18 protein-coding genes are annotated in these 20,078 nt (G+C 64.2%); 6 read left to right on the top strand and 12 right to left on the bottom strand.

Translation table 11 applies throughout. The features are described from left to right. Window positions 1-17: 17 nt before the first annotated feature. The 4 genes from ACQUSY_RS10115 to ACQUSY_RS10100 all read right to left on the bottom strand — a co-directional run bounded on the left by ACQUSY_RS10115 (window position 18) and on the right by ACQUSY_RS10100 (window position 5,502). Window positions 18-812 (bottom strand): ABC transporter ATP-binding protein, encoded by a 795-nt coding sequence (locus tag ACQUSY_RS10115; protein WP_428904357.1) that lies wholly within the window; start codon window positions 810-812, stop codon window positions 18-20. After that, entirely contained in the window at window positions 809-2,857 is a 2,049-nt protein-coding gene (locus ACQUSY_RS10110; protein ID WP_428904356.1) for a dipeptide/oligopeptide/nickel ABC transporter permease/ATP-binding protein, read from the bottom strand. Before ACQUSY_RS10110 ends, ACQUSY_RS10115 begins: the two co-directional genes overlap by 4 nt. A gap of 1 nt (window position 2,858) precedes the next feature. Beyond that, on the bottom strand, window positions 2,859-3,815 hold the full coding sequence (locus ACQUSY_RS10105) for an ABC transporter permease (protein ID WP_428904355.1): 957 nt from the start codon (window positions 3,813-3,815) through the stop codon (window positions 2,859-2,861). A gap of 82 nt (window positions 3,816-3,897) precedes the next feature. Further along, entirely contained in the window at window positions 3,898-5,502 is a 1,605-nt protein-coding gene (locus ACQUSY_RS10100) for an ABC transporter substrate-binding protein (protein ID WP_428904354.1), read from the bottom strand. A 144-nt stretch (window positions 5,503-5,646) separates the two neighbouring features. Here ACQUSY_RS10100 and ACQUSY_RS10095 point away from each other — a divergent pair, with 144 nt between their 5' ends. Together ACQUSY_RS10095 and ACQUSY_RS10090 are read left to right on the top strand one after the other, a co-directional pair. After that, on the top strand, window positions 5,647-6,357 hold the full coding sequence (locus tag ACQUSY_RS10095; RefSeq protein ID WP_428904353.1) for a FadR/GntR family transcriptional regulator: 711 nt from the start codon (window positions 5,647-5,649) through the stop codon (window positions 6,355-6,357). A 244-nt stretch (window positions 6,358-6,601) separates the two neighbouring features. Then, window positions 6,602-8,554: an AMP-binding protein gene (locus ACQUSY_RS10090; RefSeq protein ID WP_428904352.1), complete on the top strand. Its 1,953-nt coding sequence runs from the start codon at window positions 6,602-6,604 to the stop codon at window positions 8,552-8,554. Here ACQUSY_RS10090 and ACQUSY_RS10085 read toward each other — a convergent pair. From ACQUSY_RS10085 to ACQUSY_RS10060, 6 genes are all read right to left on the bottom strand, one after another. Continuing rightward, the gene (locus ACQUSY_RS10085) at window positions 8,551-9,552 is read right to left on the bottom strand and encodes an RNase H family protein (protein ID WP_428904351.1); all 1,002 of its coding nucleotides are present in this window, start codon (window positions 9,550-9,552) and stop codon (window positions 8,551-8,553) included. The genes ACQUSY_RS10090 and ACQUSY_RS10085 overlap by 4 nt on opposite strands. Before the next feature lie 29 nt (window positions 9,553-9,581). After that, the gene (locus ACQUSY_RS10080) at window positions 9,582-10,187 is read right to left on the bottom strand and encodes a hypothetical protein (RefSeq protein ID WP_428904350.1); all 606 of its coding nucleotides are present in this window, start codon (window positions 10,185-10,187) and stop codon (window positions 9,582-9,584) included. Beyond that, on the bottom strand, window positions 10,184-10,426 hold the full coding sequence (locus ACQUSY_RS10075) for a hypothetical protein (protein ID WP_428904349.1): 243 nt from the start codon (window positions 10,424-10,426) through the stop codon (window positions 10,184-10,186). The genes ACQUSY_RS10080 and ACQUSY_RS10075 overlap by 4 nt, the downstream gene beginning before the upstream one ends. A 245-nt stretch (window positions 10,427-10,671) precedes the next feature. Further along, the gene (locus ACQUSY_RS10070; RefSeq protein ID WP_428904348.1) at window positions 10,672-12,408 is read right to left on the bottom strand and encodes an HNH endonuclease signature motif containing protein; all 1,737 of its coding nucleotides are present in this window, start codon (window positions 12,406-12,408) and stop codon (window positions 10,672-10,674) included. A gap of 186 nt (window positions 12,409-12,594) precedes the next feature. Continuing rightward, the gene (locus tag ACQUSY_RS10065) at window positions 12,595-13,386 is read right to left on the bottom strand and encodes a class I SAM-dependent methyltransferase (protein WP_428904347.1); all 792 of its coding nucleotides are present in this window, start codon (window positions 13,384-13,386) and stop codon (window positions 12,595-12,597) included. Between the two features lie 82 nt (window positions 13,387-13,468). Next, window positions 13,469-14,851 (bottom strand): GNAT family N-acetyltransferase, encoded by a 1,383-nt coding sequence (locus tag ACQUSY_RS10060; protein ID WP_428904346.1) that lies wholly within the window; start codon window positions 14,849-14,851, stop codon window positions 13,469-13,471. Window positions 14,852-14,957: 106 nt separating this feature from the next. Here ACQUSY_RS10060 and ACQUSY_RS10055 point away from each other — a divergent pair, with 106 nt between their 5' ends. The 3 genes from ACQUSY_RS10055 to ACQUSY_RS10045 all read left to right on the top strand — a co-directional run bounded on the left by ACQUSY_RS10055 (window position 14,958) and on the right by ACQUSY_RS10045 (window position 16,948). Beyond that, window positions 14,958-15,458: a glycine cleavage system transcriptional repressor gene (locus tag ACQUSY_RS10055; protein WP_428904345.1), complete on the top strand. Its 501-nt coding sequence runs from the start codon at window positions 14,958-14,960 to the stop codon at window positions 15,456-15,458. Window positions 15,459-15,542: 84 nt separating this feature from the next. Further along, window positions 15,543-16,241, top strand: coding sequence for a fumarylacetoacetate hydrolase family protein (locus tag ACQUSY_RS10050; RefSeq protein ID WP_428904344.1), 699 nt, complete (start codon window positions 15,543-15,545; stop codon window positions 16,239-16,241). Next, the gene (locus tag ACQUSY_RS10045) at window positions 16,238-16,948 is read left to right on the top strand and encodes a DUF1345 domain-containing protein (protein WP_428904343.1); all 711 of its coding nucleotides are present in this window, start codon (window positions 16,238-16,240) and stop codon (window positions 16,946-16,948) included. Before ACQUSY_RS10050 ends, ACQUSY_RS10045 begins: the two co-directional genes overlap by 4 nt. A gap of 44 nt (window positions 16,949-16,992) precedes the next feature. Here ACQUSY_RS10045 and ACQUSY_RS10040 read toward each other — a convergent pair whose 3' ends face one another. Beyond that, a complete protein-coding gene (locus tag ACQUSY_RS10040) occupies window positions 16,993-17,328 on the bottom strand; it encodes a hypothetical protein (RefSeq protein WP_428904342.1) in 336 nt (111 codons plus the stop codon). Between the two features lie 177 nt (window positions 17,329-17,505). On the opposite strand from ACQUSY_RS10040, the gene thrC reads away from it, so the two are divergent. Continuing rightward, window positions 17,506-18,921 carry a threonine synthase gene (gene thrC, locus ACQUSY_RS10035; RefSeq protein ID WP_428904341.1) on the top strand — a complete coding sequence of 472 codons (1,416 nt, stop codon included), beginning with the start codon at window positions 17,506-17,508 and terminating at the stop codon, window positions 18,919-18,921. A 50-nt stretch (window positions 18,922-18,971) separates the two neighbouring features. On the opposite strand, the gene corA is transcribed toward thrC, so the two are convergent. Further along, window positions 18,972-19,988 (bottom strand): magnesium/cobalt transporter CorA, encoded by a 1,017-nt coding sequence (gene corA / locus ACQUSY_RS10030; protein WP_428904375.1) that lies wholly within the window; start codon window positions 19,986-19,988, stop codon window positions 18,972-18,974. Window positions 19,989-20,078 lie beyond the last annotated feature (90 nt).

Genomic DNA, 20,078 nt, shown 5'->3' with positions numbered 1-20,078 from the left:
GGCTCGCGGTTAATGAATTAGAGAAGTGAGGGGGCTGCGGCCAGCAGCGTGCGGGTGTATTCGTCTGTCGGGTTGTCGAACACCTGGGCGGTGGTGCCCTGTTCGACGACGCGGCCACGGTTCATCACGATGATTTCGTCAGACACGTGGCGCACGGTCTGAATGTCGTGCGAAATGAAGACCATGCCGAGGCCGAGTTCGTTCTTGAGGTCGGCCAAGAGGTTCAAGATCTGCGCGCGCACCGAGACGTCCAGCGCGCTGGTCGGCTCGTCGGCGACGATCACCTTGGGCTCCAGTGCCAGGGCGCGAGCGATCGCAACGCGCTGACGCTGACCACCAGACAGCTGGCCCGGCAGTGCCTCGAGCGCCGATTGGGGCAAACCAACCAGCCCAATCAGCTCCTTGGCGCGCGCAACCCGCGACTGCTTGGTTCCGATGCCGTGCACTTCCATCGGATCTTGCAGTGCCTCGGAAATACGCATGCGGGCGTTGAGGGCCGTCGCCGGGTCCTGGAAGACAACCGAGACAACACGGCCGACGCGCTTGCGCACCGACGACGAATACGACTTGACGATCTCACCGTTGAAGGTGATTTCGCCCGACGTCGGCTTCTGCAAGCCGACGAGAACCTTCGCCATCGTCGACTTGCCGGAGCCAGACTCGCCCACGATGCCGAGGGTGTGGCCCTGGCGCACCGCGATGGAGATGTCGTTGACGGCGTGCACCTTGTTGGCCTTGAACATCGTGCCGGTGCGCGAATTGAAGACGACGTGAACGTTCTTCAATTCGATGACAGGGGTGTCGAGGCTCATCGTGCTGCTCCGCTCGTGAGGGGTGCTCGCGCCACGAGGTGGTCGGGGGCATTGGGTTCGGGGCGCAGCTCCGGGCGTTCGTCGAGGCCCTCGGTGGGGGTCGACGAACGGGGAGCGAAGCGGTCACCCTTCGGGAAGTCTCGGGGCGAAGGCACGGTTCCCGGAACCTGGTGCAGGCGCTCTGCGCGGGCTTCGATGGAGAGCACGGCACCGAGGAGTCCGCGGGTGTACTCGTGCTGCGGGTTGGTGAGCAGCTCCGTCGTCGGCGCTTGCTCCACAACCTGACCGGCGTACATGACGGTGATCGCGTGGCTGAGTTCGGCGACGAGAGCCAGGTCGTGGCTCACGAACACCATCGCGAAGCCGAGCTTTTCGCGCAGGTCGGTGAGGAGGTCAACGACCTGCTTCTGCACCGTCACGTCGAGAGCCGTGGTGGGCTCGTCGGCGATGATGAGGCTCGGGTCGCGGGTCAGTGCCATCGCGATGAGCACACGCTGGCGCTGGCCACCGGAAAGCTCGTGCGGGTAGCTCTTCAGGGTGCGCTCGGGGTCGAGGCCCACGAGTTCGAGAAGCTCTTCCGCCGTGCGGGTACCGCCGCGGCTCGTGAGCTGCTTCATCTGTGCACGGATCAGCATCGACGGGTTGAGCGAGCTCAGCGCGTCTTGGTAGATCATCGCAGTCTCGACGCCGCGGAGCTTGTTGCGCTCCTTCGCCGACATCTTCAGCAGGTCTTGACCCTTGTAGATGACCTCGCCCGTGATGACGGCGGCGGGGTCAAGCAGGCCCATGATGGCGAGCGACGTGATCGACTTGCCGCAGCCAGACTCGCCCACCAGGGCCATCGTCTCGCCGGGGCGCACCGTGAACGACACGTTGTCGACAACCGCAACGCCGCCGTGGCGCTCGGGGAAGCGAATGGAGAGATCCTTCACCTCGAGCAGCGGTGCCTCGTCGGCGGTGTAGACCAGGCGGTCGGTGCGGGTGGACTCGATGCGACGCAGCTCGGCAAGACGCTCTTCGAGTGCCTTCATCGCCTCATCCTTGTTCGCGGCGAAGGCCACGTCGAGGGCGTCCATGTCACGCTCTTCGGCTTCGGTCAGGTGCGGCTCTTCCGCCCCCATCGACTTGGAGAGCGTCGCGATACCAACCGTCTTTGCGGTCGCGTCAGCGTTCGCGGTGACGGCCGGCTTGCGCACGCGGGGTGCGGCGACCATGGCGTCGGTCATGCCCTCGGACAGGATGTTGAGGCACAGCACGGTGAGGAAGATCGCCATACCGGGGAAGAACGTTGCCCACCAGTAGCCGCCCATGACGAGGTCACGGCCGGCGGCGATGATGTTGCCCCAGCTGGGTTCGGGGTCGGGCACGCCACCCTGGATGAAGCTCAACGACGCTTCAAACACGATCGCGTCAGCGACGAGGACGGTCGTGAACACGAGCACCGGTGCCGCGCTATTGCGGGCAACGTGCTTGAGCAAAATCCACGCGGTCTTCGCACCCATGACGCGGGCGGCCGACACGTAGTCTTCGCCGTACTGGTCAAGGATGTTGGCGCGCACCACACGAGTGAGCTGCGGAGTGTAGAGGAAGGCGATCGTCAGGATGATGACCGGCAACGATTGCCCGAAGACAGCGACGAAGACGGCAGCAAGCGCGATGCCGGGGAACGCCATGATGATGTCGAGAATGCGCATCACCGTCTCCGAGACGTACTTGTTCGCCGTCGCGGTGATCGCGCCGAGAATCGCGGCAGCCACGAGGGCGATCAGCGTCGCACCGAGACCGATCGCGAGCGAGTAGCGGGCACCGTGCAGGACGCGCGAGAAGATGTCGCGGCCCTGGCGGTCCGTTCCCATCAGGTGCTCGCCGCTCGGCGGCTGCACCGGGGTTCCAGTCGTCAGCGGGTCGAAAGGTGTCAGCAGCGGCGCAAAAATCGCGCCCAGGATCACGATGATGACAAACGTGAGGCTGATCTTCGCACCCAGCGGCAGCGCGGCGAGGCGCATGCCCGGGGTGGACAGTCGTTCGGTAAGTCGGCGGCGCATGTCAGACCGTCCTAATCCGCGGGTTGACGAGCACGTAGAGCATGTCAACGATGATGTTTACGATCACGAACGCGAGAGCCACCGTGAGGGTGACACCCTGCACGAGGTTGGGTTCGTTGTTGGTCACGCCGTTGAGAATCAGCGTTCCCATGCCGGGCAGCGCGAAGATGACCTCGATGATGACGGCGCCACCGATGAGGTAGCCGACTCGGAGGCCGAGAACCGTGATAGGCGTGATGAGAGCGTTGCGCAAAACGTTGCGGCCAATGACCACGGGGCGCGGAATACCGGCGCCAATCGCGGTGCGAACGTAGTCTTTGTCGAGCTCTTCGACCATCGACGTGCGCACCACGCGGGTGAGCTGGCCGATGACCGGAACCGCGAGAGCGATAGCAGGAAGGGCCATGCGGGCGAGGTAGCCGCCGAAGTCTTCAGCCGGGTCGGGGAGCTTGCCCGATGCGGGCAGGAGGCCCGCGCCCAGGGTGACCACCTGGATGAGCAAGACGGCGAGCCAGAACGAGGGCGTCGCGAGGAAACCAACCGAGAACACGCGGATGACCTTGTCAGGCCAGCGGTCGCGGTACAGGGCGGCAAGAACACCGAGCACGAGGGCGAAAACGACCGCGAGAATCAGGCCCATGAACGTGAGCTGCAGGGTGATCGGCAGGGCGTTGCCGACAGCTTCCAGCACCGGAGTCTGGCGCGCGCTGTAGGTGCCGAGGTTTCCCTGGAACATGCCGACGAGGAAGTTCCAGTAGCGCACGAAGAGCGGGTCGTTGAGACCGTTGGCTTCGCGGTAGGCCTCACGGGCCTCGATGGATGCTCCCTCACCGAGCGCCGCAATGGCGGGGTCGATGTGGGAGAAGGACATGACAAAGAACACCAGGAAGGTGATTCCGAGGATCATGATCGGCAGCTGCAAGAGCCGGCGACCGAGGAGTCGCAACAGCGCGCTCATCTTCTCTGGCCTCTCTGAGAAAAACTAGGGGTTCGGGCGCCGCGCATGTGTGGAACGCGGCGCCCGAAAGGGTGACGGAAGGCTACTTAAGCATTCCGACGTCGAGGAAGGACAGACCCGTGATGGGCAGCGGCTTGAAGCCGCTCAGTTCGTCCGAGTTCCATGCGGTGGGAAGCTTGCGGTGCAGCAGCGGGTACAGCACAGCGTTGTCGCTCAGCGTGTCGAACGCCTGGTTCCACAGCTCCTGCTGCTCGTCGCCCGTTGCCTGAACGGCGGCGTCGAGGGTCTTCTGCAGCTCAGCGAACTCCGGCGTGTCAGCCCAGCGGTAGCGCGACTGCGACCACACGTTGTCACCGAACCACCAGCGCATCAGCAGGTCGGGGTCGTTACCGAACACCGACGGGTCACCGGGGGCAACCATGACCTGCATGTCGCCAGCGTCAACCTTGGTGTATTGGCCACCGGACTGACCGATGTCGAGCGTGATGTCGAGGCCCACAGCGTCAAGGTTCTCCTTGATGAGCGGGGCCACGTCCTGCACCCAACCGGTGTCGGTCGTCATGACCGTGACCTTGGTGCCCTCAGCAACGCCAGCCTCGCTGAGGAGCTTCTTGGCGAGCTCGGGGTCGTACGAGTAGACCGTCGATGCCTCGTGGTAGTTCGGGTGCGTCTCCGGCAGGAAGCTCGTTGCGGGAGCAGCCTGACCGAGCATGCCGGTTTCGACGATCTTGTCCATGTCCAGCGCGTAGAAGAATGCCTGGCGCACCTTCGGGTCGTTGAACGGAGCCTCGTCGGTATTGAACATCATGAACAGCGTGCCGAACGACTGCACCGATTCAACGTCAACCGTGCCCTCGAGGGTCGGAACGTCAATGTACGGAACGTCTTCCATCGCCGAGATCGTGCCCGAGCTCATGGCGGTAACGCGTGCTGCCGCGTCGCCGAGGAGGTTCCAGTTGAGGCCTGCCGCGAGTGCCGGACGGGTGCCGGTGTAGTCGTCGAAGCGCTCGAACGTGATCTTGTCGTCAGGCGTTGCCTGCGTCATCTTGTACGGGCCGGTGCCGACGGGCAGCGCGTTGAACGCTTCGTAGTTCGACTCGACGAGAGCCTTCGGAACCACCTTGACGGTCGAGAGGCGCTCGTTAACGAGGCTGAACGGGTACTTCAGCGTGATCGTGACGGTGGTGTCGTCCTTTGCCGTCACGGTGTCGATGAAGCCAATGAAGCCGGCGTAGAGCGACTTGTTGGCCGGGTCGAGAACGCGCTCGAAGCTGTAAACGACGTCGTCGGTGGTGACCGGCGTGCCGTCGTGGAAGACAGCGCCGTCACGCAGTGTGACTTCGTACGTGAGGTCGTCGATCTTGGTGGGAAGCTCAGCACCGAGGGCTGCGTAAACCTCACGCGTTGCCGGGTCGAGCTCGGTGAGACCCTCGAAGACGTGCCAGTTAGCGGCAACCGTCACGGCACCCGTGGTCACCATCGGGTCGAAACCGCCCGACAGGCCGTACGAGATTCCCGCTTCGATGATGGCTTCGCTGTCGATGGCCGATGCGGGTGCCGTTTCTTCGGGACCCTCGGTGGTCGGCTTCTCGGCGCTCGGCGTGCAGGCGGCAAGGGAAACCGCGAGCGAGGTGGCGAGAATCGCGCCGGCAATGCGCCGGGTACGCGCCTGAGTGTGCTGCCTCATTACAACTCCATACTCTGGTGATTGGGTAGGACATCAGATCTTCTGTGTCAGATGTCTGACGTGTTACGATGAGGATAAGTTGAACAAAGGGGATCAGTCAAGATGGCGACTTCACATCGACGGAATTTTTCGTCTCTGTCTGCCATGCCCGAGCAGTCGCCGCTGCGGGTGGCGACGGCCGATCGCATTAAAGACTTCATCCTCTCCGAGGGCCTCAAGCCCGGCGACGTTCTGCCGACCGAAGCGGAATTGTGTGACCACCTGGGCGTTTCCCGCTCCAGCGTGCGTGAGGCTATCCGCACCCTGGCTGCGCTCGACATCGTCGAAGTTCGCCACGGCCACGGCACGTTCGTCGGCAAAATGTCGCTCGACGCTCTCGTTCAGGCTCTCGTTTTCCGCGGCGTTTTGAGCCCCGGTGACGATCGTCACGCACTGCGTGAAATTGTTGAAGTTCGTCAGGCCCTCGATGTTTCGATGGCGGAGCAGATCATTCAGGCGCTGAGCGGAACCAAGAACCGCACCCTGCATCTCCTCGTCAGCGAGATGGAAGATTTGGCAGCCGAAGGCAAGCCGTTCCCCAAGCAGGACCGCGCTTTCCACGTGGGTTTGCTGGCACGTCTCGACAACTCGCTCGTTGGCCAGCTGGTCGCGGCATTCTGGGATGTGCACACCGCCGTCGTACCGAAGCTCGGCCTGCAGGTCGCCGCCGACCTCGAAGCGACCGCTCGTGCGCACGGCGAAATGCTCGATGCTGCCGAGTCGGGCAACGTCGAAGCTTTCCGCACCGCGGTCACCGCGCACTATGCACCGATCGTGCGCACCCTCGAGGTGCCGACAGTCGGCGCACCCGCGTAGCCACGCACGCTTTTGCGGAGCCTTCTGGTTCCGCTTTTCGGAGCCCACTGGTTCCGCTCTTTCGTGCTCGCTGGTTCCGCTCTCCGGCGCTTGCTGGCTCCGTTCTTCCGCGTGTTTTCGGCGCTCTCGCACCGACGTTGATTACTGCCGAAAGTTAGCAGTTTCGCCACTCTCGTCTTCGTGCTAGACCGGGTAGCGTGCGACACTCTCTGCAACCGTGACGGGAAGTTCGATGGAGAACGACATGAGTTCAACGCAGACACCAGGAGCCACCTACCGCGCCGCCTTTGAGCGCAGCGTGCAGGATCCGGAGGCCTACTGGCTGGAGGCAGCGCAAGCCATTGACTGGTACCGCGAGCCCACCCAGGCTTTCGATGCATCGTCGGGTCTGTATGGCCGCTGGTTTCCGGATGGCGAGCTCAACACGAGCTACAACGCGCTCGACCGGCACGTGCTTGCCGGGCACGGTGACCGCGTTGCGCTCATATACGACTCCCCCGTTGTCGGCAAGGTGCGTGAGTACACGTACGAGAACCTGTTGAGCCGCGTCGCGCGCTTCAGCCACGTGCTCGCTGACGCCGGCGTTGCCAAGGGCGACCGCGTCATCATCTACATGCCGATGATTCCGCAGGCCGTTGTCGCGATGCTGGCGTGTGCTCGCCTCGGTGCAGTGCACTCGGTTGTGTTCGGCGGCTTTGCCGCGAAAGAGCTTGCGGTGCGCATTGACGATGCGAAGCCGAAGGTCATCATCACCGCGTCAGGCGGCATCGAACCGAACCGCGTGGTCGAATACCTGCCGACGATTCGCGACGCTGTCGAGATGTCGGCGCACCGCGTTGAGACCGTCGTCGTGAAGGATCGTCCCGAGATTCCCGGCTCTGCCGCGGAGTACGACGGAACCACGCCGGGCACGCAATGGTGGGACTGGGCGAGCCGCTCGATTCCGACGACGCCGTATCCCGCGATTCCGGTGCGGGCGACTGACCCGCTCTACGTTTTGTACACGTCGGGCACGACGGGCATTCCGAAGGGTGTCGTGCGTGACAACGGTGGCCACGCGGTCGCGCTGACGTGGTCGATGAAGAACATCTTCAACATTCAGCCCGGTGACGTCATGTTCACGGCGAGTGACGTGGGCTGGGTCGTAGGCCACAGCTACATCGTTTACGCCCCGCTGCTGGCGGGCGCGACGACGATCATGTACGAAGGAAAGCCCGTCGGCACGCCCGATGCGGGTGCGTTCTGGCGCGTGGTTGAGCAGCACAAGGTTGCCGCGCTCTTCACGGCACCGACCGCGCTGCGTGCGATTCGTCGCGTTGACCCGGATGCTACGCTTGCTGGCGAACGCGATCTGTCGAGCTTGCGCACGTTCTTCCTCGCGGGTGAGCGTCTCGACCCGGAGACCTGGCAGTGGGCCTCCGACCTCGTCGGGGCTCCCGTTGTCGACAACTGGTGGCAGACCGAGACGGGGTGGCCGATCTGCGCGAACCACCAGGGTCTTGACCCCATGCCGCTCAAGCCGGGGTCTCCCTCGGTTCCGGTTCCGGGCTTCTTTGTTGAGGTTCTCGACTCTGATGGCAAGCCGGTGGCTGCGGGCGAAGAGGGCAACATTGCGATCAAGCTGCCGTTGCCTCCGGGCGCGCTGCCGTCGCTGTGGGGTTCGGGCGAAGCGGGTGCCGAGCGCTTCGCGTCGTCGTACACGAACGCCTTCCCCGGTTACTACGCGACCGGCGACAGCGGCTACCTGGATGACGAGGGCTACCTCTACGTCATGGGTCGCGCCGACGACGTCATTAACGTTGCGGGTCACCGCCTGTCGACCGGAACCATGGAGCAATCGCTGCTGGAGCACGACGCTCTCGCCGAGTGCGCGGTGGTTGGTGCGGCGGATGAACTGAAGGGTCAGGTGCCGGTCGGGTTCGTCGTAACGAAGGCGGGCGTTGACATGAGCGAAGAGGACCTCAAGAAGGAACTCGTCGCCCAGGTGCGTGCCGACATCGGCGCCGTGGCCGCTTTCCGTGACGTTGTCGTGGTTCCGCGTCTGCCGAAGACCCGCTCGGGCAAGGTGCTGCGCAAGACGATCCGCGAGATCGTTGACGGCAAGGCCGATGTGCTGATTCCCGCGACGATCGAAGATCTCAGCGTGATCGACGACGTGCGCGCGGCTGCGGAGCGGTTGAACGCGGGCCGGAGCTAGGCTTCGGGGGTTCCCTGGTGAAACCGCAGCGCCCACCCGGTCGTGGTGCGCACCCAGGTGGAGGAGCGTAGCGCGGGCTTCAGGCCGACGGATCGCCACAGCAGCATGATCGTATTGGCGTCGATCTGCTCGGCGCTGACGACCTCGAGTTCGACAGGCGGGTCGAGCGGAGCGATGTGTTCGAGCACGTCGGCGCGCGTGTAGAGGTGGCCCGATGCGCCGATCTCGCGAAATTGCGTGTGCAGCAGTGCGGCAACGCGGTTCGGGTCGCTTCGGACTTCGGCAGTGAGAAGTGCGCGTTCACCGGCGATGACGGTGTCGATCGGGGTTACTGGATGCGGCGCTTGTTCTGCTGGTTTCGCCGGGGGCGCGGTGTCGAGGTCGTCGAAGAGTGAGAACAGGTCGTTGTCGGCGGGCGGAACCATCTCTGCAGCTGGTGCTGCTGGTTGCGGCTGCTGCTGCGGTTCCGTTTTTCGTGGTACCGCTTTCTGCGTGCTGCTGTCGGTGAGGACGGCGGCGCCGGTGGCGGGTGCGGTGTCGAGGAATCCGGGGCCAGGCTTCGCGATGCGGCCGGCTTGATAGGCGGTGGCGGCGGCGTTGGCGAGGTCGTCGGCTTTTTCGTTGAGGTGGTGGCCGGCGTGGCCCTTGACCCATTCGAAGGTGACGGGGCGGCCGGTGATGGCTTCGTCGATCGCCTTCATGAGGTCGACGTTGAGGACGGGTTTGCCGTCTTTTTTCTTCCAGCCGTTGCGCTTCCAGCCGGGCATCCACTTGGTGATGGAGTTGATGACGTATTGCGAGTCGCAGAGGATGTGCAGCGGTGCATCGAGGTGTGCGGTTTGCTGCAGGAGGTCGAGCACGGCCATGAGTTCGCCCATGTTGTTGGTGCCGTGCGGCCACCCGCCGCTCGCCCAGTGCTGGTCGTCGACGTACCATCCCCAGCCGGCCGGGCCCGGATTGCCGAGTGCCGAACCGTCTGCCGCCGCAATGATCTTCACCCTCTGATCTTTTCACGGCGGCGCGTGGGTTATGCCTCGATGGGGATTCCGGTGTCGCGGATCAGGTAGATCCACGGGAAGGCGCGGCAGCCGATCTGCCAGCCGTCGGCTTCGTCGCGGGCCAGAGATCCGCGCCAAAGCACGCGGCGGTGTTGCCACTGCGTTTCGGTGCGCACCATGCGGTGCTTGAAGGCGCCGGCTTCGACGGTGTGCCAGCCGGCTCGGCCAGCGAGTTCGAGTTCTTTCATTTCATCGAAGGCGGTGACGGGGCCGAGCCAGCGCTCGGTGTCTTCGAATGCGTGCGTGGTGTGATCGGCGGCTGTGTTGTCGTTGGTGGTGTGGTCGGTGGTGGCGTTTTCGGGTGCGATGCCGAATCGCTGTTGTGCGGCCTGTCGTGTCATGCCGAGTTCGCCGCCGATGCGGGCCCAGCTGACGTTGGCTGCACGGGCTGCCGTGACGGCCCCGTGGAACACGGTTGCGGCTTGGCGCTCGGCTGCGGCGCTGGCGCCGATGAGTGCGAGGCTCTCGTCGGCGGTGAGCTGGTGCGCTGTTTCGTCAGTTGCGGTGGGCGCGGCGGGCGCGAGTCCGGCGTGTTCGAAGACGGCGCGTGAGACGGCGTCGGCGAGGTCGCTCATGCGGTGGGGTCGTCGCTCGGGCGCCACTGGGCGCGTATGCCGGGTGCGCGGAGTCCGGTGGCGTAGCCCCAGAAAAAGGTGGCTGCGAGAGCGAGTCCGATGCCGGCGCCCATGGCCATGCCGCCACCGAAGCCGCCCCATTCGAACCCGATCGCGAGAAGGAAGACAGCGATGCCAGCGATACCAAGCACGACAGCGGCAATCAGCGCTGCTGATGGAGAGATGGTTTTGCGGTTCATGTTGTCAACATAATCTTGACAATCATCGGTTGTCAATAGTTGGTTGACAAAAGCGTGGCGTGGGTTCGATGTGATCTCGAATTGCACCTGACAGGCGCGGGCCTCGCGTCGAGGTGGCCTCGCGGGAAGCGCACTGCGCGACGGGGGAGCTCGCACCATCGACTCGTATCGCTGCGACATCGACCCCTCGGGGTTGAGTTTCAGCGCGTAGGCATTCCGCACCGAAACGTCTGGGAGCGGATTCACTAGGGCGAGATTGGTGGCGGCGGTTTTACGCCTGGGGGTTTCACTCCGGGTGGTGGGGAGCCGCGGCGTTTTGCCCGCCGGGTGAGGCGGAGGGAGGAGGATGTGCTTCGTCGCCAGCGGCCGGTGGGGTCGATCCAGTTGGGGGCGCGTACTTCGGGGATTCCGGAGGTCATGCGGATCGTCCACCCGGATATCGCGAGATACCGATGATGGAACCAGCACAGCATGACCCCGTTGTCAGTGTGCGTGGCGCCACCGTTGGCGTGTTCGTTGACGTGGTGGATTTCACACCACGCCGCCGGGGTTGTACAGCCCGGAATCACGCATCCACCATCACGCAGCGCGATCGCGCGACGCTGATGGGCGTTGAAAATACGGTTCTCGGTGGAGATATGGGTAATGCGGCCGTCACCGGTGATGCTCACGCGCTGCGTCGTGCCCGCACAACCAGCGTGGTGAGCCGCTTCCAGCGGAACGCTCGCTGCCGTCGATGGCAGAAACGCGGTTCCGGTGCCGGATGCGAGGGATTCATCATCAACCATCACGACGAGCGTGGGCGCGGCGCCGCCGATCGTGGGCGCATCTTCACTCGCCGCGGCGACCATGAACGCGGTAACGAACGCGTCATGTCGTTTTTGCGCCGCGGTGCGGGAATCGGCCACCTCGAGCGGCGCACACGAACACCGGGACGGGTCTTCACAACCGCAATACGCATCACGCGCACGCTGCTCAGCCGCGGCAGCGGCATCGCCTGGCCCACCCGGCGCATCCGAGCCGCCAGGACCGCCTGCGGCACCCAGCCGGTCTGCGCCGTTAACGCTCCCATCAGCCCCAGCGCTTCCGCCCATGCCCGCGCGTTCATCACGGGTTAGTTCGTCGCCGGCCCGTTCGTCGCGGGTGAGTTCGTCGCTGGGTCGGAAAATCACGCGAGACGCTTTCGTGTCACGGGGCGTACCCATCGCGTCGAAGAAACGTTGGATCTGCTCGGCCCCTTCGGGCAGGAGGTGTCCGCGGAGTTCCACGAGTCCGTCTTTCACCGCCCCGAGCGTGACGCCGCGCTTACGAAGTGCCGCGTGCTCAACGGGTTCAGCGCCGTCGGCGTCGATCACGTTTGCCCAGACATTCGCGTGCATCCGCAACGTGTCAGCGGTCGCCGGCATCGTTGCTTCGGTCGACGTCTCCCCCGTTTCCGGGTCAAATTCGTATCCGCGGGCGGCCGCCGCGAGAGCCGTGTCAGCGAGCGCAACAAGCTCAGCGTCAAATGAGCGGCCCGGCGGGCGAATCGCGCCAACAATACTGGCGGCCGCACCGGCTCCGATCTCCCCATCGAGAATCGTCTGACGCAGTGCCGGCAATGGTGCTTCGAGGAGTGCACCGGTCGTGATCGACCGTGCTCGCTTCGTCGCTTCCGCCACCCGCAACATCGACCGCGCAATCGCCGAGCTCACCCGCGTGGTTTGTTGCACGACCTCGCTCGCCGACGCACACCCAAGCCGGGTCGACAAACGCTCGGCGACGTCGGCCGTGGCCGACCGCTGCTGCACCTCACACTCGCCGACGACGACGAGCGACTCGGCGCTGCGCAATGCCTCGCCCGCCGCCGTCAACAACCCAATAAGCTCCGCATCATCGACAAGGGAAACGCACTCAGATGCGTGAAAATCCTTCACAACATTCGACAGCGCACCGATGGCATCGCGGACTCGCGATACCGGTGACTGCCCTGTCGTGTTCATGCCCAAAGCATCTCACCAACCACCGACATTCAGACCCGAAAAATGGCCGGTCTGAGGCCATTTACCTGGATGTTTCCTGGGTGTTTGAAACCCGATCTAATGGCCGTCCATCCCCGGCCGATTCGGCAGCGTCAACCCGTTTCGTCTCGGGTCGTCGCGACCCCGCTCAACAGGCGCTCCCGAAACCTACGCCCGGCAGATGATCTCGCCGTGGGGAATGAGGTACCAGCCGTCGCTGGCCTCCGACCACCGCAGCCAGGCCGCACTGATCGACTCGAGGCGCGCGCGATCGGCAAGTCCGCTGTCGACGAGTTGGCGGGCGAGGGCGGATTCAAGAATCCGGTCGGCCCACATGCCGCCCCACCATTCGCGCTCTTCCGGAGTCGCATAACACCAGGTCGAAGCCGTCGCTTTCACCTCTTCGAACCCGGCGGCGCGCGCCCACGACAGGAGTCGACGCCCGGCGTCGGGCGCGCCACCGTTCGCCAGAGCCGCCTCGCGGTACAGGTGCAACCAGTCGTCGAGCTCCGGCGCGAGCGGAAACCAAATGAACCCGGCATAGTCAGCGTCCCGCGCGGCAACGACACCGCCCGGCTTCGTCACGCGCCGCATTTCGCGGAGCGCCTGGACCGGATCAGCCACATGCTGCAGCACTTGGTGCGTGTGCACGATGTCGAACGTGTCATCGGCAAAGCTCAACGCGTGCACGTCTTCGACGGCGAAGTCGATGTTCCGCACGCCCTGGTGCTCAGCGAGCCCCTTCGAAAGCGCGAGTTCTGCCTCGCCAACCTCCGTTGCCGTCACGTGCTCAACGTGCGCCGCGAAGTCGATCGTGATGGTTCCGGGACCCGCCCCAACATCGAGAAGTCGGGCACCAGGGTCAAGGTATGGCTTGAGATAGACGGCCGAGTTCGCGATGTTGCGGTTGTTGTGCGAACGCAGTACCGATTCGTGATGCCCGTGGGTATAGGTAGCCATGTCTCATTGTGGCGCATGCGCGCACACTGAAAAACAAACGACGAAGACGGACGAACAAATCAGTACCAGAAGCTCAACCGCGTCAGTACCAGAAACTCAACCGCGGCTCGGTGGCCGTAAGGAACATCGCGTCAAGCTGCGCCGCAACACCGACCGAAGTCACCGACAGACGCCCCGCCGACACGAGGGTCTGAGCCGAGGTGCCACCGATCAACAGTGCCGACAGCTCAACGGCCGACAGCGTCGCATCGGCCTCATCCGACACATCGCGCGTCACCACACCGCGCCCTGACTCGTCTACCGCGAGCGCGAAGCGCCCGGCGTCAATACCCAGCGGATCGGTCACTTCAAACACCACACGGCCAGCGGAACCATAGGCTCGCGATTCGAGGGCCGCGGCAACATCCAAAATGCGTACGTACTGGTGATCGACAACCGTGACGGTTGCGGCGCGCTGGTCGGCAAGCATCCACCGCACCGGCTCATCAACGCTGCGCAGTGGCATCGTGATATCGCCGATGAGGTCGTGCTCGAAAATGTACCGCCACATGGCGGCGTACGCTTCGTCGTTCGCCGTCATCATCAATGACACGTCGAACCCGGTCTTCGAGTAGTCAGTATCGTGCTCGCGCAACGAGTAAACGACGAGACCTTGCACGTCGCCAGCGGCATCGCGATACTGCACGAAGCGCAACGCATCGGCGTTCTTCGAGCCCGGCAACGTGCCCGCGAATCGGTCCCAGTGCATCGGCGTCGGAATGATCTCGCCCGGCGACGACAACCGGATGCGGTCGTGCAACTTCGGCGCCAGCTCACGAAACTGCTCGCGCGAAACATAGTCAACGCGCCCCAGCGTCGCGGGCCCCGTGAATCCGGCGCGCTTGCGGTCAATGACCCACGTCGCGGCCGGCGCCGACGGCGCAAACCCGTATCGCTGATAGATCGACGATTCGCTCACCGTCAGCACCGCCACCGGTAGCCCAACAGCCACCGCGGCACGCAGTTCTCCCTCCATCATGGCCCGCGCAATGCCGCGCCGCCGGTGCGTTGCCGCCACCGTCACTGCCGTGATCGCGAATGCCGGAATCGTAACCTCACCCGGAACCGTCAGCTCCGTCACAAACGAGCCGAAGGTTCCGATCGGCAACTGCGGCTGCGCTGTCGCGGCATCGAAGACTCCGATATTGCGGCGGGAAACCGCGGCGGCGAAGCGCGCGGACAGGCCCTTCTCATCGGGCTCGGGGTCGAGGAATCCTCGCGAAACACTGCGATACCAGTCAGAAACCGCGGGAAAATCAGGCAGCTTCTCAATATCGGCGCTCTCAGCAGGCACATCGCCAGCACGAGCAGGCGTCGGAATGAGCCGCAACTCCAACCCACGCGTTGCCAGAGCCGCAACCGCCGCGGCATCAAGACCACCCGCGCGGAGGGCGTTATCGAACTGTTCTTGCGGCGTCTGCGTCACAGAGTGCTCCTGGGTCATCGTCGATCGGAGAATTCACGCTAACACGCGCCACCGACACCCAAAATGGGGGTGTCTATTTGCCGCGGGCGCTCCTAGACTCACGAATGTGACGACACTTGTTTTGACTGTAATCGGCGACGACCGCTCGGGCCTGGTGGCCGACCTGTCGGAAATCATCGCGAACCACGGCGGCAACTGGGCGACGTCGGAGATGGCGCAGCTCGGCGGCAAATTCGCCGGCATCGTGCTCGTCGATGTCGCTGACGACAAGGCTGATGGCCTCACCACGGCTCTCGAAAGCAATCAGCTCGCAATCACCGTGCAGCGTGGCGTCACGACGACCATCCCGTCGACCAGCCGCCTCACAATCGACTTCGTCGGTACCGACCGCCCCGGCATCGTGCGCCAAATCACCGACGTCATCAGTAGCGCTGGCGCGAGCATCGAGACCCTCTCGAGCGACGTCGTCGAGGCTCCGATGGCTGGCGGCAACCTCTTCACCGCCACCGCGACGGTACTCCTCGACGACGCCGAGGCCGACGGCCTCCAGGCCAAGCTCGAAGACCTCGCCGACGAACTCATGGTTGAGTTCACGTTCGGTCGCTAGGCTCCGGAACCACGGGCTGGGTCAGTAAGTAGGCACCGGAACCACGGGGCTGGTTTCCTAGGCGCGCGGTGCCAAGATAGACGCATGGCTTACGTGATTGACGCGCCCGAGCCGCGCTCGCTGCCCGTTGCCGGAACGAGCGACCGTTTTCCGGTGCGCCGGGTGTACTGCGTGGGGCGCAACTACGCTGATCACGCACGTGAAATGGGTCATGACCCCGATCGCGAACCGCCCTTCTTCTTTATGAAACCCGCAGAAGCTGTTGTCGCGTGCCCCGATGGTTCCACAGCCGTCGTCGCCTACCCGGCGCAGACCGCGAACCTGCACCACGAGATCGAACTCGCGGTCGCCATCGGCACGAGCGCCGCCGCCGTCACCCCCGACGAAGCCCTCAACCGCGTCTACGGGTATGGCGTCGCCGTCGACCTCACCCGCCGCGATATGCAGGATGACGCGAAGGCGCTACGTCGCCCGTGGGATATGTCGAAGGGTTTCGACGAATCCGCCCCGATTTCTACCATCGCACCGGTCTCCGACATTGGCCACCCAAGCGAAGGCCGCATCACCGTCGCAGTCGACGGCACAACCCGTCAAGACGGCGACCTCAACCAGCAAATCTGGAACGTCGCCGAGGTGATCTCCGCCCTCTCGCACGCCATTACGCTGTTGCCGGGTGACATCATCCTCACCGGCACCCCCGCGGGCGTCGGCCCCGTCGAGCGCGGCGAGACGGTCATCGGCAGCATCGCCGGCGTCGGAACCATTGCGTTTCGCGTCGCATGAGCCTCGCGTCACGCCTCAAGCTGCGCTCCCGCTCCTATAGCGACACGTTCCGCGGCAATGTGTCGCTCGTTCTCGCGCTCGTCGTGGTCGGCGCGGCCGTCATTTGGCAGTTCGCAACCGGCGGCGAGTTCACGACGCGCTACAGCTTCACGCTCATGTGCATCGGCCTCACAATTTTCATCGCGAGCTACTCGATCTGGACGTATCGCCTCTACGCCAGCACCCCACAAAGAGTGCTGATGCGCATCGCCCACCGTCAGGAGAGGTCGGGCGTCACGCTCATGTCGCGCATGCTCGGCTTCGGTAGCCCGGGTGACTGGGCTCTCGCGAGCGCCGTCACGTCTCTTGCCGTCGCCGCCGGCGCGACGGTTCTCATCGACGGCGCGTGGTGGACGGTTCCGCTCGTGCTCGTCACGGTCGGCGCCGCATGGATGTCGATCGTCATCACGTTCGCACTCCGCTACCTGCGCCTGCACGCCGCCGGTCAAACCCTCAAGTTCGACATCGACGAAGAGCCGCGCTTCGTCGACTTCACCTCGATGGCAGTCATGATTTCGTCTGTCGGCGCGATGACCGCGGCGACCCCAAAAACCTCCGCGAGCCTCGCCGCCGTGCGCACGCACACGATCGTCAGCTTTTTCTTCAACGCCTTCGTGATCGCCATGGTGATTTCGCTTCTCACGGGGCTCGTCGGCACCATTTCGTAGGCGACGGAACCAGTGGTTCCGCTTCTGAGAGCGGAACCAGCAGCTCAGTAGCCGAGGAGGGCTGCGGCGCCGCTGATGGTCGCGACCACGGCGATGACTGTGCCGATGCGACGAACAACGACGTTGTCGAGTGCGACGGCGAGCACGATCGCAACGAACGACACCATCAGCACGGCCAGCGAGATGAGGGCGATGCCGAGTCCGCGGAAAACTTCGGCATTCGGGCCGTCAACCGCGATGATCCATCGGGCGAACGCGAGCAACAGGACCGCAATCACCATGCCCACGGTGCTGAACACGAGCGCCACCGCTCCAATGCGGCGAGCGCGAATCTCCCGCGGCGTCGGCGGATCGTTGGGGTTGCGGTCGAGGCGATTCATCGTGCGAACAGACTACCCGGGCGGCACTCCCACGTCGGAACCATCCCCCAGGTACCGCCCCAAGATCCCGCACTCCTGGTTCCACTCCCCCGTGTCACCCTCTGAAACCTGGCTCACCACACTCACCGGCACTCGGTAGGCTGATTTCACCGAAATCGGTCAAAGTAAGGCGGCGCTGTGCAGTACGTATCGACACGCGGAACGGCCATGGGCCAGTACCAAGACGTCATTGTGGAGGGTCTGGCATCAGACGGCGGACTCGCGGTGCCCGAGACGCTGCCCCAGATTGGCGAGCGTCTCGAAGAGTTGCGCGCCCTCACCTACCCGGAGCTTGCTGCGACGATTATCGGCCTGTTCGCGACCGACGTGCCGGCCGCCGAGCTCTCACGCATTGCGCACGAGTCGTACAACGACGAAAAGTTCCGCACCGCGGAGATTGTGCCGCTCAAGCCGATCAACGGCGGAATGACGCTGGTCGGACTCTCTGAGGGCCCGACGCTCGCGTTCAAAGACCTCGCGATGCAGTTCTTGGGTGGCGCGCTTGACTACGTGCTGACGGAGCGCTCCGACGTGCTCAACATCGTTGGCGCGACGTCGGGTGACACCGGATCCGCCGCCGAATACGCGATTCGTGGCCGCTCGACGCTGTCGGCCATCATCCTGTCGCCGCAGGGGCGCATGAGCGACTTCCAGCGTGCGCAGATGTACTCGCTGCTCGACGACAACATCCACAACCTGGCCGTCGAGGGCAACTTCGACGACTGCCAGCACCTCGTGAAGCTCGTCAATCAAGACCTCGACTTCAAGCGCACGCACCACATCGGCGCCGTGAACTCGATCAACTTCGGCCGCATCTCGGCGCAGATCGCGTACTACGTGTGGGCGTGGCTGCGTGCGACCGACGACGTTGCTGATCCCGGCGGTTTCGAAGTGTCGTTCGCGGTTCCGTCTGGCAACTTTGGCAACATCCTCTCGGGCCACTACGCGCGCAGCATGGGCGTTCCGATCCGCAAGCTCGTGCTCGCGACGAACGAAAACAACGTGCTGCACGAGTTCTTCTCGACCGGCGTTTACCGCCCGCGTTCGGCCGACCAGACGCCCGCAACGTCGAGCCCGTCGATGGACGTTTCGAAGGCCTCCAACCTCGAGCGCTTCATCTACGAAGTCGTCGACCGCGACCCGGAGCGCACCGCTGCGCTGTGGCGCGAACTGGACGAGACCGGAACCTTCGACCTGTCGAGCGAGTTGGCTCGCTTCAGCGCGGAGTACGGAATCATCAGCGGAACCTCGACGCACCAGAACCGTCTGCACACGATGCGTGCGACGCACGAAGGCACCGGCGTCGTGATCGACCCGCACACCGCCGACGGCGTTTACGTTGCCGCCCCCTTCGTCGAGCCGGACGTGCCGATGCTCGTGCTCGAGACCGCCCTGCCGGAGAAGTTCGCCGCGACCGTCACCGAGGCCCTCGGCGAGGCACCCGTTGTGTCGCCCGAGCACCAGGCCCTGCTGGCACTCCCCCAGCACACGACCGACATTCCCAACGACGAAGCCGCGCTGCGCGCGTTCATCGAGGCGAACGCCAAGCACTGACGTTTATTGCGAACCGCCCGCGAGCTCTGAGAGCGGCGGGCGGTTTCGTCTTACAACCAGCGCTTCTTCTTGAAAACGACGTAGAGGCCGACGCCGAGCGCGGCCATCAGCCCGATCGCGAACGGATAGCCCCACGCCCAGTGCAGTTCGGGCATCTCATCAAAGTTCATACCGTAGATGCCGCCGATTAGCGTCGGCGCGAACAGGATGGCTGCCCACGACGAAATGCGCTTCATGTCTTCGGCCTGCGCAACACTGTGCTCAGTGAGGCGCTGCATCTCCTCGTTCTGCCGCTGTGCAACGAGCGCGGCCTGCACGGTCAGTCCATTTTCGAGAATTGCGCGGAACGCATCTGCGCGCTCCACAATGCGTAGTACGTGGTCGAGCACGTCGCGCAGTGAGCGATGCAGTTCGACGCGCCCTTGATACCGGTCGGAACCACGGAGCAGGTTTTCGAGCATCAGCACGAGCGGCTGGGTGGCGCGTTGAAAATTGATGACCTCACGCAGCAGCTTGTAGATACGCAGCGAGACGTTGGCGTCACCGGCGAAGAGTTCGTCTTCAATTTCGTCGATGTCGTTCTCGAGGCCCGCGATGACGGGCGCGTACTCGTCGACGACCTCATCGAGAATCGCGTACAGCACGGCGTCAGGGCCCATCGCGAGTAGGTCGGGCGTCGCTTCGAGGCGCTTGCGCACCTTCGCGAGATTCGGCGATTCAGCGTGACGGATCGTCACGACAAAGTCGGGGCCCACGAAAACGTGCAGTTCACCGAACTCGACCTCTTCGACATCGTCGAGGTAGCGGGCCGGGCGCAGCACCACGAACTGCGTATCGCCATAGCGTTCAAGCTTGGCGCGCTGGTGTCCAGCGAGAGCATCTTCAACGGCCAGCGCGTGCAGCGAAAACTCGGTGGAAAGTTGGCGAATCTCGTCATGGGTGGGTCGGTACAGGCCGATCCACGCCATGCCCTGGCGTTCGCGCATCAGCTCGAACGTTTCGTCCAGGTCAGCTGGATTCGGCGTGCGCTGCCCATTCACGTAGACAGCGTTATCGATCAGTGTCATCATGTCTCACCTCGAGAAGTCTTCGACGCGCTCGGCGCCGCAGCTCGCTCGCACCCGGGCACTCCAGACGAGAGTATTGCGGTATCCGCT

The organism is Microbacterium daqui, from assembly GCF_050408675.1.
Lineage (GTDB): Bacteria > Actinomycetota > Actinomycetes > Actinomycetales > Microbacteriaceae > Microbacterium.
This window is presented reverse-complemented; position numbering and strand designations above follow the sequence as displayed.

What these genes read in the sequence shown, in the direction of transcription:
- ACQUSY_RS10090 (WP_428904352.1), top strand. Translation starts at nt 6,602, where the DNA reads ATGAGTTCAACGCAGACACCAGGAGCCACCTACCGCGCCGCCTTTGAG.
- ACQUSY_RS10045 (WP_428904343.1), top strand. Translation starts at nt 16,238, where the DNA reads ATGAGCCTCGCGTCACGCCTCAAGCTGCGCTCCCGCTCCTATAGCGAC.
- ACQUSY_RS10050 (WP_428904344.1), top strand. Translation starts at nt 15,543, where the DNA reads ATGGCTTACGTGATTGACGCGCCCGAGCCGCGCTCGCTGCCCGTTGCC.
- ACQUSY_RS10095 (WP_428904353.1), top strand. Translation starts at nt 5,647, where the DNA reads ATGCCCGAGCAGTCGCCGCTGCGGGTGGCGACGGCCGATCGCATTAAA.
- ACQUSY_RS10075 (WP_428904349.1), bottom strand. Translation starts at nt 10,426, where the DNA reads ATGAACCGCAAAACCATCTCTCCATCAGCAGCGCTGATTGCCGCTGTC.
- ACQUSY_RS10080 (WP_428904350.1), bottom strand. Translation starts at nt 10,187, where the DNA reads ATGAGCGACCTCGCCGACGCCGTCTCACGCGCCGTCTTCGAACACGCC.
- ACQUSY_RS10115 (WP_428904357.1), bottom strand. Translation starts at nt 812, where the DNA reads ATGAGCCTCGACACCCCTGTCATCGAATTGAAGAACGTTCACGTCGTC.
- ACQUSY_RS10065 (WP_428904347.1), bottom strand. Translation starts at nt 13,386, where the DNA reads ATGGCTACCTATACCCACGGGCATCACGAATCGGTACTGCGTTCGCAC.
- ACQUSY_RS10105 (WP_428904355.1), bottom strand. Translation starts at nt 3,815, where the DNA reads ATGAGCGCGCTGTTGCGACTCCTCGGTCGCCGGCTCTTGCAGCTGCCG.
- ACQUSY_RS10100 (WP_428904354.1), bottom strand. Translation starts at nt 5,502, where the DNA reads ATGAGGCAGCACACTCAGGCGCGTACCCGGCGCATTGCCGGCGCGATT.
- corA (WP_428904375.1), bottom strand. Translation starts at nt 19,988, where the DNA reads ATGACACTGATCGATAACGCTGTCTACGTGAATGGGCAGCGCACGCCG.
- ACQUSY_RS10040 (WP_428904342.1), bottom strand. Translation starts at nt 17,328, where the DNA reads ATGAATCGCCTCGACCGCAACCCCAACGATCCGCCGACGCCGCGGGAG.
- ACQUSY_RS10110 (WP_428904356.1), bottom strand. Translation starts at nt 2,857, where the DNA reads ATGCGCCGCCGACTTACCGAACGACTGTCCACCCCGGGCATGCGCCTC.
- ACQUSY_RS10070 (WP_428904348.1), bottom strand. Translation starts at nt 12,408, where the DNA reads ATGAACACGACAGGGCAGTCACCGGTATCGCGAGTCCGCGATGCCATC.